The sequence below is a fragment of the Ensifer sp. EB106-05-01-XG146 genome (genome assembly GCF_058791875.1).
This window is the reverse complement of record NZ_JBYTDX010000002.1, coordinates 16,761-29,814: the sequence shown is the minus strand read 5'-3', so window position 1 is coordinate 29,814 and position 13,054 is coordinate 16,761. Positions and strand designations below refer to the sequence as shown.

The 13,054-nt window shown below is 63.8% G+C and carries 13 protein-coding genes; 7 read left to right on the top strand and 6 right to left on the bottom strand.

Going from position 1 to position 13,054, the window contains the following annotated elements:
* The first annotated feature begins 52 nt into the window (after positions 1 to 52).
* Positions 53 to 307, top strand: coding sequence for a helix-turn-helix domain-containing protein (locus tag AC3WVQ_RS20390; RefSeq protein ID WP_034787662.1), 255 nt, complete (start codon positions 53 to 55; stop codon positions 305 to 307).
* A 19-nt stretch (positions 308 to 326) separates the two neighbouring features.
* Here AC3WVQ_RS20390 and AC3WVQ_RS20385 read toward each other — a convergent pair whose 3' ends face one another.
* The 3 genes from AC3WVQ_RS20385 to AC3WVQ_RS20375 are packed head-to-tail and all read right to left on the bottom strand — an operon-like array spanning position 327 to position 1,315.
* On the bottom strand, positions 327 to 542 hold the full coding sequence (locus AC3WVQ_RS20385; RefSeq protein WP_034787664.1) for a hypothetical protein: 216 nt from the start codon (positions 540 to 542) through the stop codon (positions 327 to 329).
* Positions 543 to 584: 42 nt separating this feature from the next.
* On the bottom strand, positions 585 to 995 hold the full coding sequence (locus AC3WVQ_RS20380) for an SRPBCC family protein (protein WP_034787666.1): 411 nt from the start codon (positions 993 to 995) through the stop codon (positions 585 to 587).
* A complete protein-coding gene (locus tag AC3WVQ_RS20375) occupies positions 992 to 1,315 on the bottom strand; it encodes an ArsR/SmtB family transcription factor (protein WP_034787670.1) in 324 nt (107 codons plus the stop codon). Before AC3WVQ_RS20375 ends, AC3WVQ_RS20380 begins: the two co-directional genes overlap by 4 nt.
* 217 nt (positions 1,316 to 1,532) lie before the next feature.
* Between AC3WVQ_RS20375 and AC3WVQ_RS20370 the strand changes: the two genes are divergently transcribed.
* Positions 1,533 to 2,111: a flavin reductase family protein gene (locus tag AC3WVQ_RS20370; RefSeq protein WP_034787676.1), complete on the top strand. Its 579-nt coding sequence runs from the start codon at positions 1,533 to 1,535 to the stop codon at positions 2,109 to 2,111.
* Positions 2,112 to 2,278: 167 nt separating this feature from the next.
* Here the strand turns inward: AC3WVQ_RS20370 and AC3WVQ_RS20365 are convergent, their stop codons facing one another.
* Together AC3WVQ_RS20365 and AC3WVQ_RS20360 are read right to left on the bottom strand one after the other, a co-directional pair.
* Positions 2,279 to 2,815 carry an invasion associated locus B family protein gene (locus AC3WVQ_RS20365; protein WP_034787678.1) on the bottom strand — a complete coding sequence of 179 codons (537 nt, stop codon included), beginning with the start codon at positions 2,813 to 2,815 and terminating at the stop codon, positions 2,279 to 2,281.
* The gene (locus tag AC3WVQ_RS20360; protein WP_492382937.1) at positions 2,815 to 5,856 is read right to left on the bottom strand and encodes an autotransporter family protein; all 3,042 of its coding nucleotides are present in this window, start codon (positions 5,854 to 5,856) and stop codon (positions 2,815 to 2,817) included. The genes AC3WVQ_RS20365 and AC3WVQ_RS20360 overlap by 1 nt, the downstream gene beginning before the upstream one ends.
* A gap of 256 nt (positions 5,857 to 6,112) precedes the next feature.
* Here AC3WVQ_RS20360 and AC3WVQ_RS20355 point away from each other — a divergent pair, with 256 nt between their 5' ends.
* The 3 genes from AC3WVQ_RS20355 (at position 6,113) to AC3WVQ_RS20345 (ending at position 9,215) form a co-directional block, all read left to right on the top strand.
* Complete coding sequence (locus AC3WVQ_RS20355) at positions 6,113 to 7,207, top strand: sensor histidine kinase (RefSeq protein WP_492382936.1); 1,095 nt, start codon at positions 6,113 to 6,115, stop codon at positions 7,205 to 7,207.
* 113 nt (positions 7,208 to 7,320) lie between these two features.
* Positions 7,321 to 8,415 carry a sensor histidine kinase gene (locus AC3WVQ_RS20350; protein ID WP_492382935.1) on the top strand — a complete coding sequence of 365 codons (1,095 nt, stop codon included), beginning with the start codon at positions 7,321 to 7,323 and terminating at the stop codon, positions 8,413 to 8,415.
* Complete coding sequence (locus AC3WVQ_RS20345; protein WP_492382934.1) at positions 8,412 to 9,215, top strand: LytR/AlgR family response regulator transcription factor; 804 nt, start codon at positions 8,412 to 8,414, stop codon at positions 9,213 to 9,215. The genes AC3WVQ_RS20350 and AC3WVQ_RS20345 overlap by 4 nt, the downstream gene beginning before the upstream one ends.
* A gap of 10 nt (positions 9,216 to 9,225) precedes the next feature.
* On the opposite strand, the gene AC3WVQ_RS20340 is transcribed toward AC3WVQ_RS20345, so the two are convergent.
* Positions 9,226 to 10,119 (bottom strand): LysR family transcriptional regulator, encoded by an 894-nt coding sequence (locus tag AC3WVQ_RS20340; protein WP_034787688.1) that lies wholly within the window; start codon positions 10,117 to 10,119, stop codon positions 9,226 to 9,228.
* 147 nt (positions 10,120 to 10,266) lie between these two features.
* Here AC3WVQ_RS20340 and AC3WVQ_RS20335 point away from each other — a divergent pair, with 147 nt between their 5' ends.
* Together AC3WVQ_RS20335 and AC3WVQ_RS20330 are read left to right on the top strand one after the other, a co-directional pair.
* A complete protein-coding gene (locus tag AC3WVQ_RS20335) occupies positions 10,267 to 10,878 on the top strand; it encodes a glutathione S-transferase family protein (protein WP_034787691.1) in 612 nt (203 codons plus the stop codon).
* A 59-nt stretch (positions 10,879 to 10,937) separates the two neighbouring features.
* On the top strand, positions 10,938 to 13,004 hold the full coding sequence (locus tag AC3WVQ_RS20330) for a 2Fe-2S iron-sulfur cluster-binding protein (RefSeq protein WP_034787694.1): 2,067 nt from the start codon (positions 10,938 to 10,940) through the stop codon (positions 13,002 to 13,004).
* Positions 13,005 to 13,054 lie beyond the last annotated feature (50 nt).

Genomic DNA, 13,054 nt, shown 5'->3' with positions numbered 1-13,054 from the left:
CAGTTCGCGCCGTGGCCGTGGTGCCACCGCGCGCAATCAGCGGATCCGCAGTATGACAATCAGCAGCGATTTTGCGCCCTATCTGTTTCGCTGGTCGCTTATGCCCGATGTTGGGCCGATCGTAGAAGCACGTGTCGCGGCGGCCAGGCGCCTGCTCGAGCAGGGGCAGGACGCCCCCAAGCAGGTCGCCGCCCGCTGCGGCTTTGCCGATGCCGATACGCTCCGGCGCGCCTTCATGCGCCATGTCGGCGTCACGCCGGCCGAATATCGCAAGCGCTTTGCCAGCCCGGCTCTGTCCGCGGATTGAGCCGGGCTGGCGCTATTCCCTACTCCGCCGCCTGCATCCTGCCCTCGGGCTTGCCCAGATAGGGCAGCACGAAAAGGTAAATGCCGGTCGGTAGCAGCACCGCCAACGGCGGCAGGGGCAGGTAGTAGACCCATTCGGGGAGCGTCATTACTGGCATGCCGGCAAAGATGGCGGCAACGGCCAGGGAGAAGAGCAGCGACGTCCAGCGATGGATTTTCCGGATCAGGGCGGTCATTCTGGCACCTTGGGTTTGAGCAACGGTCGTCAATGGCTGCGATCAGTCGAGTTTCGCGACGACGTCTTCCAGCTGGGTGAAGAAGCGTGGCCATCCGACCGTCGCGCCCTGGAAATAGGCCTTTTGGTCGGCTCTGAAGCCGCGCTGTTCCATGCGCAGGCTCGTGCCGCCCCTGGCGGGCGCGAGCGTCCAGGTGACGACACTGGTCAAGTCCTTGGTGTCCCAGCGATAGGCGAGCGAGCGGTTCGCCTCGATCGTCTGAACCTCGCAATCGACCTGGCCCCAATCGGCGGAAAGGGTAAAGCGACGGCCGACTTCGGGAATGAAATCGTTGCGCATCAGCCATTCGGCAATCAGATGCGGCTGCGTCAGCGCGCGCCAGATCTTCTCCGGCGGATAGGGAAAGTCGCGTTCGACGACGACAGAGCGGGTGGTTTCCGTTGTTTCGATCATTGGTCCATTCTCTTCAGGAGATCATCGAGATCGTCGAAGCGGTCCTGCCAGAAGCCGGCCATCTCCGTCGTCCAGTCAACCAGCGTCGCGAGCGCTTCGCGCCGGGCGCTGTAATAGGTGTAGCGGCCCTCATGCCGGTCGTGCACGAGCCCTGCAGCCTTCAGGATCTTGAGATGCTTGGACACGACCGGCTGCGAAACCCCGGCATCGGCCAACAAGCCGACGACCGTGGTATCCCCCTGGCGGCAAAGGTGTTCGAAGAGCCCACGGCGTGTGGGATCGGCGAGCGCCCGAAAAACCGCGTCCTGTAACTCAGTCATATCTCATACCCGTTTGGCTATGAGATAACGTATAGCCAAACGGGTATGCGTTTGTCAAATGCTTATGTTTCGTCGGCCCGCATCCCTTTCAAGTGCCTTAGCCGCTGCCGTACCGCCCCTCCGGCACCGCGAAAGGTTGCGCTTGTTGGCGAAATGCAGCGCCCCTATAGAAGAGGCATGATCGGTCAATGTCCGCCAATGGCGGTGAGGTAGTCTGATGGTTTCGCATATTCGTGCCGTTCCTCTCGAAAAGGCATACCGGCTGCTGAACCATGGCCCGACAGTCCTGGTTTCCGCCCGCCATGGCGGCGTTCAGGATGTGATGGCGGCAGCCTGGGCCTGCGCGCTCGATTACGATCCGCCCAAGCTGACGGTCGTGCTCGACAGCGCCACCCGTACCCGCAGCCTCGCGGAGGAAGCGGGCGTGTTCGTCATCCAGGTGCCGACCGCCGCCCAGGCGCTGCTGACCCATGCGGTGGGCACCACGAGCCTTCACGACGATCCCGACAAACTTCGCAACGCCGGCGTCAAACTGTTCGACATGCCGGACTATGATCTTCCGCTTGTTACCGGTTGCTCCGCCTGGCTCGCCTGCCGGCTGATCAGCGAGCCGTCGATCGAGAGCCGCTACGACCTGTTCATCGGCGAAGTCTTCGCGGCCTGGGCCGACGATCGCGTGTTTCGCGACGGGCATTGGATGTTCGAGACGGCCGATCCGGCCTTGCGCAGCCTGCACTATGTGGCGGGCGGGCATTTCTACGCCATCGGCGATGCGATCGACGTGTCCTCCCGATAGGCCGAAAGCGCCCACCAACGGTGGCGCGTCCGGATGGCGACACTCGGTTCCCCCATGGAGAAGACCCGGCCGCGCTCTTTCGCACGACCGGGCCCGCCCCGGGAGGCTACGCACCTTAAAAAAACCGGCCAAAAGCCTGGCGGTGAAGCGAAGGCCGTGACGTTGCCTCAGCTCTTTCCGGACAGGGCGATCACCCGGTCGAGTGCTGCAGCGAAGCCCTTGAGCGAGACAGCGAACGCCACGTCCTTTTGGCTGTCGCTGGCGAACGCGCCGATCTTCAATGCCGTGCCGCTACGAAGCAGCGCAACCGTCGCTTCGGTGAAGGTCAAAGGCACGATGCAGCCGAGCGGCAAGCAGGTGCGGAAGCGGGTCGGCTTGCCGCCGGTCGCGTCGTCGACGCCAAGCGTCACGCCCTTGTCCAGATAAAGACCGAAGGGGAGCGCGAGGCTCCCCTCAAGCCCGGCTTCGGCCGCCGTGCGAAGCTCGATCGTCAGGACATGCTGACCGCTCTTGTGGAACTGGCGCTGCGAGAGGAGGCAATGTTTCTTTCCCTCGATCTCGGCGCAGGCGACGCTCCAGTCCTCGTAGGTCTCCGAAAGCTGGGAGGGCGCCGCGGGTTTGCCGGCGGCGTCTTCCCCATGAAGCGGCGTGATGGCGACGAAAGTCGCCATCAGCATTGTCGAGAGCCAGACGAACCTGCGCATCAGAAGCGCACATCGAGCTTGGCGTCCACGGCGTTCTGCGTCGTGCCGGAGCCGAACTGGCCGGTATAGGTGATGCCGAGGCTCGCATTGCCGGTCAGCGCGAAGTCGATGCCGGCTTCGATGATCGCCGCATCCTCGGCGATCGGCGTACCGGCGACCGAGAAGGCGCTGCCCGTGCCGAACGCCATCGACGAGAACGGGGTCGTATCGCCGAAGGCATGCTGCCAGCCGAGCATGCCGCGCAGCTTCGCTTCGGTTGTGCCAAGGCTGAGCGGAGCCGAAGCGCGAAGACCGAGCGTCGTGAAGGTCGTATCCGTCGTGTTGCTCCGGGTCGACAGAGCCGCCGCACCACCGCGCTCGGTGAAGCCGTCGGTGTGCAGGCTGACATAGGCGAGGTTGGCGAACGGCTCGAGCGCGACACTCGGCAGGTCGATGCGGTAGCCGACTTCACCGAAGGCCTGGAAGGTACCGGCGTCATAATCGGCCTTCAACTGATCGCTGAAGCCCGGGAAGGCGACATTGCGCGACGTGTTGATCGAATGCCAGGTATAGGCAAGGCCCGAGCGCAGTGCGACGTCGCCCCACCGGCTGCCGCTATAGACACCAAGGTGGTAATTGTCGCTGTTGCCGCTCGCCGAGCGGCTGTCGACGTCGAAGTTGGTCCGGCTGTAGCCGGCCATGATACCGACGAGCGCATTGTCCGAGATAGCCGCATCGAAACCGGTAACGAAACCGCCGGTCGACTGATCGAGCGCACCGGCGTTGCCGTTGCCGTCGGTGTTGGTCCAGGACCCGAACACCTGTCCCCAGCCGACCATGGCCGGCGGCGCCACCGGGACAGAGTTGACCGCCGCGACTGCGCCTGTCGTGATCTTGTCCTCCGGACCGTAGGCCAGAACCGGGACGTTTGCAGCGCCGACGTCGCCGAAAGCATCGCGGATGCGGTCGTTCGCCGCGTGGCGCAACAGGCTGCTGTCGTTGATCAACGCGGTCTGGGCCGACGCATGGACTTCGCCGGAGAGCTGATCGAAGGCACGGCGTGCCCCGGCGCCGTCGAGCAGTGTCAATGCATTGTAGAGGCCGACCGACGGGCCGCTCTGGGCAAGAGTGTTCAGCGCCAGTGCCGTCTGCCGTTGGTTGCCGGTGGCAGCCTCGCCTTCGAAGACACCAGGCTTGGGCTCTCCGCCCGGTTTCGGCTCTCCACCCGGCTCACCCGGCTTACCCGGCTCTTCGCCGCCCGGCTTGCCGCCGTTCTTGACCTTGATCGTCAGATCGACCTGCTTTTCCTTCTGGTCGAGCGAGATTTCGAGGAACGCCGATTTCGAAATCGCCTCGGCGAACTTGCCTTCGATCGCACGATCGGCGGTCAGGATCGTGTAGGTCTGACCGGTCTTGTAGCTGGTGTTGGCGTCGAGTGCCGTCACCTGGACATTGGTACCGGTTCCGATCTTGGCGATACCGGTGTTGTCGTTGGTGCCTATGCTCTTGACAACGATCCGGTCGGAGCGGCCGTCGCCGGCGATATCGGCCTCATAGATCGAGCCAGAGGCCATATCCAGCCGGCCCATGATCGTCAGCGTTCCGGTCGAATTGTTGCCGGGCGAGATGATCGCATTCTTGTCGATAAACGTGTCGCCGACCGTGCCGGAGCCGCCGAGCCTGCCGAAAGCGGTCGAGTTCGGATTGCGAATGCGGTTCAACTCGCCGAGCACATTCACTTCATTGGTATAGAAACGATCGCCCTCAACACGTCCCGTTTCGCCATCGACGATCAGGGTGCCGCCGCTCACTTCGAAGCGGGTCTCGCTGAAGTCCACGGGACCGTTGTCCGGGTCGTTGTCGATCGTGTCGATATTGCCCTTCAGGACCAGCTTGCCGCCGGAGACATTCACCTTGCCGTAGAACTTCGACAGGTCGCCGCCAACGATGGTCTCGCCGGAGAAGTTGGTGATCGTGCCCTTGCCGACCATCGTGTTGGCGAACTCGTAGCCCGTGTTCGTATGGTTGAAGTTGACGTAGCCCTTGCGCGGTCCGAAATCGATCTTCGCCGAGGAATTGACCGTGCCTGCCGCCTGCGCCTGTTCGGCGATCGGTTCAGCGATGTTGTTGAGATTGACCTTGCCGCCAATCGTCAGGTTGCCCATGCCCTCGTTGTTGATGCCGCCGACGGCGGAGAGCACGATGTCACCGCCAACCGAGAGCTTGCCGCCGTTGGCGATCGAAAGGTTCGCCCGACCAGCCTCGCCGATCAGCAACCTGTCGGCGACCTTGAGTTCGCTGCCGGCGCCGTCGATAACGGCCTGGATGGTGTCGGTGCTCTCGTCCTCACGCAGGATCGCGGTGTTGGTGGAAACGACAGCGCCCTTCTCGACGGTAAAGCTGTCGCCGATCGTGAATTCACCGGTGTTGACCCAGCGCGTATTGTCGCCGGTGACGAGCACCGTGCCGTTTTCGAAGTAGGTCTTGTTGGTGTTGACGAGGCCGCCGTCCTCGATCCGAACTGTAGCGGTGTTGAGCGTCAGTGCACCGTAAGCGACCCCCAGGAACTCGGTGTTTAGCATGGAACCCGCGCCGCGCACCACGAGCGTTCCGTCGCCCTCCTGCAGGGCGCCGACATAGGTCTCCTTAGCCGAAACCTTGCCGCCGTTCTCGACGCTCAGCGTGCCCTTGCCGCCATAGATACCGCCTTCGAAGCCGCCAACAAAGAGCATGCGGTCGCCGTTGGGATTGGCATCGACGATGTCCCAGGTCGAGCCCGGCCCGGAGACGACGACCGTGCCGACGCTGCCGCGACTGTCTGCGATGTAACCATCGGTACTCTCAACCTTGGCACCATTGTTGATCGTCAGTGTCGCGCCGCCCGGCCCGCCGCGGATAACGAGATTGCCGTTGATCGTATGGTCGCTGGACCACGTTGTGTCGTTTGGAACCAGCAAGCCGGCCGCCTTTGCCGGCGACGGCACGAGTGGCACGGCGGCCAGAGCCAGCGAGAGCAGGCCGGCGCGACCGAGCGCCGTCGAACTCAGAAGGTTGATCCTCAAAACGTCCGCCTTCGCACAGGTATTCAATGTCTGCCCCTTTTCCTTTTCATTCGTGGGCGCACAAATCCCAGGCGAACGGATTCGCCGGGAAAGCACGGGTCATGGGGCGGCTATAGCAAGCCCGCAAAAAGCGAGAATTCGGCTTTCTGCAAACGGCAGATTGCGGCGTCGAAGGGCTGTGGGTTTCTGCAAACGGCTTGTTTTCGGCGACGAACGGCGGTCGACAACCATATGGACTTGAAGGATAAAACCTCGCATGGCGCGAGGACATGAGACGGTTTTGCCTGACGAGGCTGGATATGCCGCAAGCGTTCGGCGGGCGACGCTCTTCCTCGGGCTCCTCTACCAGTTCATGCAGTTCGTCATCAGCAGTACGCTCTGGGCTTTCCTTGGATATAACCCGATTGCGATCGCGCCGATCACCCTGATCCTGATGCTGAACGGGACACTCATGTCCTATGCGATGGCAGTGGCACTCTTTCGCTTCCGGGGCAGGTCCATCCTCTTCAAGCTTCTGCTCGGCTCCGCTCTGGCGCTCGTCGCCGCAGCGATCAATGCCAGCATCGATCTCCTCAGTCACGGCCTGATCGAGCATGGCGATCCGGGCCCAATCAACTGGACCAATGTCGGCTACACCCTCATCTATTGCATGGCGCTGTTTCACGGATGGGCGTTTCTCTACATCGCCCTTCTCGCCAATTCCGAACTGCGCGAGCGGGAACGCCGGCTTGCCGTGACACGGGAGGAAGCGCTGACGGCGCAGATGCGGGCGCTGCGCTACCAGGTCAATCCGCACTTCCTGTTCAACACCTTGAACTCGATTGCCGGGCTGATCGAAGAGGGCGCATCGACGACCGCCCGCCGCATGGTGCTCTCGCTCTCCTCCTTCCTGCGCACGACACTCGAGCTGGATCCGATGCAGGACGTTTGCCTTGCCGACGAGCTGGCCTTGCAGCTCGGCTATCTCAACATCGAGGGCGAACGCTTCTCCGACCGCATGCGGGTCAAGCTCGAGATTGCACCGGGCCTGGAGCAGGCGCTGGTCCCGAGCCTCATCCTTCAGCCATTGATCGAAAATGCGGTCAAGCACGGCGTCGGCGGTTCGATCGGCGTGGTCGAGATCGTGATCCGGGCGGCAAGGCAAGGCGAGACGCTGGAGCTTTCCGTAGAAAACGACATGGCGAACGAGCCGCCGCGCCCGGCGAATAAACCTGCCGGGACCGGCACCGGACTGAGGAATGTCGCCGACCGCATCAAGGCCCGGTTCCCCGAGGTCGGAGCCTTCATATCCGGCCTCGTGGCACCGCACCGTTTTCGGGCAGCGATCACCATGCCGCTGCGGCTGGTCTGATCGCCGCTCTCCGGCCAACGACGGCCGGTAGTCGAAAGTCCGGGCCTTTCTGCAAACCGCTCGATTTGGCCGACGAACGGCAATCGACATCGGCGGCCGGTTGAAGGATAAAAATGGCCATGAAACCTGAGGACGACGCAAGATCGGTGGACGAGAGCGCTTACATCGCCAGCGTGCGGCGCGCGACGCTCTGGCTCGGTTTACTCTACTGGTTCGTGGAATTCCTGATCAGCAGCATTCTTTGGGCGATCCTCGGGATCGACCCGATCATGTCCGCGCCAGGCAAGCTCCTTTTGATGTCCTGCGGCATGGTCTTTTCCTATGGCATCGCCGCTGCGATGTTCGGCGTCCGCCATCAACACATCGCGCTGAAGATCGTCGTCGGCTTTACGACCGCTCTGATGGCTGCGATCGCCAATACCGGCGTCGACTTTCTTCTCTATCTTTTCATCGTGCGTCCCGACCCGATCACGCCCGATTGGACCAGCATCGGCTACACGCTGGTCTACAGCATGGCGACCTTCGTCGGCTGGTCCTTCTTCTTCGTGGCATTGCTCTACAGCTTCGAACTGCGCGAGCGCGAGCGACGCCTGGCGATCACGCGCGAGGAGGCACTCGCCGCACAGATGCGAGCGCTGCGCTACCAGGTCAACCCGCATTTCCTGTTCAACACACTGAACTCCATCACCGGCCTGATCGAGGAGGGGCGGTCCCTTGCCGCGACGCGCATGGTGATGTCGCTGTCCAACTTTCTGCGCACGACGCTGGAGCTTGACCCGCTGCACGACGTGCGGCTTGCCGACGAACTCGCGCTCCAGGCCCGTTACCTGCATATCGAGGGCGAGCGCTATTGCGACCGCATGAGGCTCCGAATGGACATCGACACCGGTCTCGAGGAGGCCTTGGTGCCAAGCCTCATCCTGCAGCCGCTGATCGAAAATGCCGTCAAGCACGGGGTCAGCCGCTCGCCGGATCAGGTGGAAATCGTCATCAGCGCCGCCAAAGTGGGCCATGCGCTGGAAATCTCCGTCGAAAACGACATTGCGGCAACTCCCGAAACCGAGCGGAGGCCGGGCACGGGGATCGGCCTCAAGAATGTAGCCGATCGCGTCCAGGCCCGTTTTCCCGGCGTCGGCGCCTGCGTTTCGGGTCTCGTCACGCCCGGTCGTTTCAGAGCTGCAATCACAATGCCGCTGAGGCTTGCATGAATGAAATCCAGACTGTTCCGCTTTCAATCCTCGTCATCGAAGACGAGCCACTGGCGCGGCGGCGCCTGCTGCGCCTGCTCGGCGCCATGTCCGCCGTTGAGGTGGTGGGAACGGCCGGCAACGTGCAGCAAGCCTGCTCCATGGTTGCCGAACTTTCGCCGGATGCGATCCTGCTCGACATCCAGATGCCGGGCGGCACCGGCTTCGATGTCCTGGAACGGCTGGGCGACCACGCACCCGCAGTCGTTTTCGTGACCGCCTTCGACCACTATGCGCTGCGCGCCTTCGAAGCCGCCGCGGTCGACTATGTCACCAAGCCGATCGAATCCAGCCGCCTGCGCACCGCGATCGAGCGAGCCCGCCTCGCAATCGCCGCACGCACGAGCGCCGAGCGGGTGCTCGAACTCAACGAAACCGTGACGGCGCTGCGCCAGGCGCTGCGCAAGCACGAAACCCAGACCGGCGACCTTTGGATCAAGGCCCGGGGAGAATTCGTGCGGATCGCGCTCGACCGGGTCGTGCGCTTTCAGGCGGAACGCGACTATGTCCGCATTCACGTCGAGGGCCGGTCCTATCTGCACCACGAAAGCCTCGCCTCGCTCGAGCGTCGCCTCGATCCCGCAGAATTCCTCAGGCTGCATCGCAGCTCGATCGTGCGCCGGGACTGTATCGTGGGGCTGAAGCAGGCCCCCTTCGCCGCGCTCATCGCCCTTCTCTCCGACGGCAGCGAGATCCGCGTCGGCCGAACCTACGCCCGACACATCCGCCCGACGACCGGCGAACGCAGCCAGCCGGACTAGCCGCCGCCCACTATCGCAGGACCGCGCGCAGCCGCGGGGCGGCGAAGTCGACGAAGGCCCGGAGCTTCATCGGCACCAGCCCCTGCGGAAGATAGACGAGCTGGACCGGCAGCGCCGGGTGCTCAAAGTCTTCCAGCAGCGGTACGAGCAGGCCGTCCGCCACTTGGCGCGCCACCTGATAGGAAAGCACCCGCGTCAATCCAAGACCGGATATCGCCGCGTCGACGGCGGATTCCGCGGTATTGACGATAAGCCGCGACCGGATCGGCGCGGCCAGCTCGCGCCCGCCGTCGAGGAAACGCCAGACATGGGCGGCCGTAACGTTTTCGAAGGTGATGCAATCGTGATCGGCAAGTTCGCTCGGGTGCCGGAGCACGCCATGCCGCGCGACATAATCGGGGCTTGCATAGACCACCCGGCGCACCGTGCCGATCTTCGTCGCCACGAGATTGCTGTCGGGCAGGTTGCCGATCCTCAGCGCCACGTCGATGTGATCGTCGACGAGATTGGCGAACCGGTCGCCCAAGGCGAGCCGCATATCGACCTCGGGATGGGCCTTGAGGAAATCGACCACGACGGGAAGCACATGCAGGCGTCCGAAGACGATGGGCGCAGAGACCGTCAGATCGCCCTTGATCGTGCTGTATTCGCCGGCTGCCACCCGTTCCGCCTCTTCGACGCGGGCAAGGATCTCCTTGGCAGCCTCGACATAGACGCGGCCGGCCTCGGTCAGCTGGATCCTGCGGTTGGTCCTGGTGATGAGTTGCGCGCCCAGATGCGTTTCAAGCTCGGAAACCTTCCGGCTGATCGTGGCCAGCGGCACCTTGAGGTGCCGGGAGGCGGCCGACAGGCTGCCGTTTTCGATGACGGCGATCAGAACCCCCATGGCGTCGAGACGGTCCACTTTTATCCTTCCATAATTCGGAAATCAGACTATCGAAATCGCATTCTACTGCCGAAAATTGGAAAGTCATAGATTGATCTCGAAGGTGGTTCATTCCGAACCGCCGGAGGGCCGTGACGGTTCTCAAGCTCTTCGAGGACATCTCCCATGAAACTCTACCGCCATCCGCTCTCCGGCCACTCGCACAGGGCGCAGCTTTTCCTGTCGCTGCTCGGCGTGCCGCACGAGCTGATCGACGTCGACCTCAAGGCGCGGGCACACAAGGCGCCGGAATTCCTCGCGCTCAATCCCTTCGGTCAGGTTCCGGTGCTCGACGACGAAGGCACGGTCATCGCCGACAGCAACGCCATCCTCGTCTACCTCGCCAAGAAGCTCGGCCGCATCGACTGGCTGCCGGAAGATCCGGCCTCGGCGGCGAAGGTGCAGAAATGGCTCTCGGTTGCCGCTGGCGACATCGCCTTTGGTCCGGCAGCCGCGCGTCTCGTCACGGTCTTCGGCGCCAATCTGGATGCAGAAGGGGCTATCTCCAGGGCCCACCGGGTGCTTGCACAGATTGATGCGGAGCTTGCCGGCCACGACTTCCTCGTGGGCGCAAGGCCGACCATCGCCGACGTCGCCCTCTACAGCTACGTGTCGGCAGCACCGGAAGGCAATGTCGACCTTTCCGACTACGCCCATGTTCGTGCCTGGCTTTCGCGCATCGAGCGCCTGCCCGGCTTCGTCGGCTTTGAGAAGACCGCCGTCGGCCTCGCCGCCTGATCCAAGCTCCCCGGGGCGGCAGCGCTGCCCCGGCCCCCTTCCAACCGGGACACCCGACCATGCCGGACAACGCACAACAGAAAAAGCCGGATTCGCCGTGGCACGAAGGCGAACTCGCCATCCAGCGCAGCCTCGGCGTCGCCGAGCGCATGGATGCGACCGGGCGCAATTTCGTGCGCAGCTTCATGCCGGAGCAGCACCAGCAATTCTTCCCGATGCTGCCCTTCGCCATGTTCGGAGCCGTCGACGCGAGCGGCGATGTCTGGGCGACGATGCGCGCGGCAGCCCCCGGCTTCATGCAGGCGCCGGACGCCTGGAATCTCGATATACGGTTGCCGCGTGACAGGGATGATCCGGCCGATGCCGGCATGGAGGACGCGCACTCCATCGGCATGCTCGGCATCCAGCTCGAAACCCGGCGCAGGAACCGGTTGAACGGCGCGATCCGGCGCGATGCCGACGACGGCTTCACGCTCCGCGTCCGGCAGAGCTTCGGCAACTGCCCGCAATATATCCAGCTTCGCCAGTTCGCCTTCGTTCGCGACCCGCACCAGCCGGCCTCGGTGCGCCCGGTGCATGGTCGCGTGCTCGACGCCCGCGCCCGGGCCATCATCGCCAAGGCCGACACCTTCTTCGTGGCGTCCTACGTCGATCGCGACAGCGGCGAGCGCCAGGTCGACGTCTCGCATCGCGGCGGCAAGGCGGGTTTCGTACAGATCGGCGAGGACGGCGTGCTGACGATTCCGGACTTCTCCGGAAACCTGTTCTTCAACACGCTCGGCAATTTCATGGTCAACCCGCGCGCAGGACTGCTGTTCGTCGATTTTGCGACCGGCGACATGCTGCAGATGACCGGCAGCGCCGAGGTGATCCTGTCTTCTCCGGAGGTCGCGGCATTTCAGGGCGCCGAACGCCTGTGGCGCTTCCGGCCGGAGAAGGTCATTTATCGCGAGGACGGCCTGCCGCTTCGCTGGGCCTTCGAGGAGGGCGGCTGGTCTCCCAGTCTCAATTCCACCGGCGACTGGGATCAGGCGAAGGTCCGGCTTGAGGCCGCGGCCCTTGCCGATGCGTGGCGCCCGTTCCGGATTGCCCGCGTTGAGGACGAGAGCACGACGATCCGCTCACTCTACCTCGCGCCGGACGATGGCGTCGGGCTCATGGCCCATCAGGCCGGCCAGCACCTGCCGATCCGCATCAACGTCGGAGACGGCGAAAGACCGCTCGTCAGGAGCTATACGCTGTCCTCGGCACCGACGGATGGTCTCTACCGCATCAGCGTCAAGAAGGACGGCGTGGCTTCCCGCCACTTGCACGGACTGAAGCCTGGAGACCGGATCGAGGCGCGGGCGCCTGCCGGCAGCTTCACGATCGATGGAACCGAGCGGCGGCCCGCCGTGCTGATCGGCGCCGGCGTCGGCATCACGCCGATCCTTGCCATGCTCAAGCACATTGTCGCCGAAAGCCGCCGCAAGCGGCGCACGCGCCCGACCTGGATCTTTCAGGCCGCCCGCTCGCCGGAAGAGCGCGCCTTCGATCGGGAGATCGCCGACCTGGTCGCGGAAGGCGAGGGCAATATTCGTCTGGTGCGGGCGCTGAGCCAGCCGGCAACGGCCATCGAAAGCCAGGACTATGACATTGCCGGTCGCATCGACCTCACCCATCTCAAGGCCACCCTGCCCTTCGACGACTACGATTTCTATCTCTGCGGCCCGGCCGCCTTCACCCAGTCGCTCTATGACGGCTTGCGGGCGCTCAACATCGCCGATGCCCGCATCCATGCGGAGGCCTTCGGGCTGTCGTCGCTGACCCGGCGACCGGACGGCGGTTCTGGCCCGGTGATGGTACCGGCGGCGAACGCCCCGGTTCACGTCGTCTTTGCCAAGTCGAGCAAGGAGGCGCGCTGGCAACCGGGCGAAGGCACGCTGCTTGATCTGGCGGAGGCGCGTGGCCTGAAGCCGGAATACGGCTGCCGCAACGGCAGTTGCGGCACCTGTCGGACGCCAGTGCTGGAGGGCAGGGTGACCTACCCCTCGCAGCCCTCCTTCCCGGTCGGCGAAGGCGAAGCGCTGATCTGTTGCGCCGTGCCGGCGGAGAGCGAAACGGGCAAACTGCATCTTTCGCTCTGAGCCCTGGTTCGGCTATGGATGATGCACCACATCATCAGGCAGTCGACCTC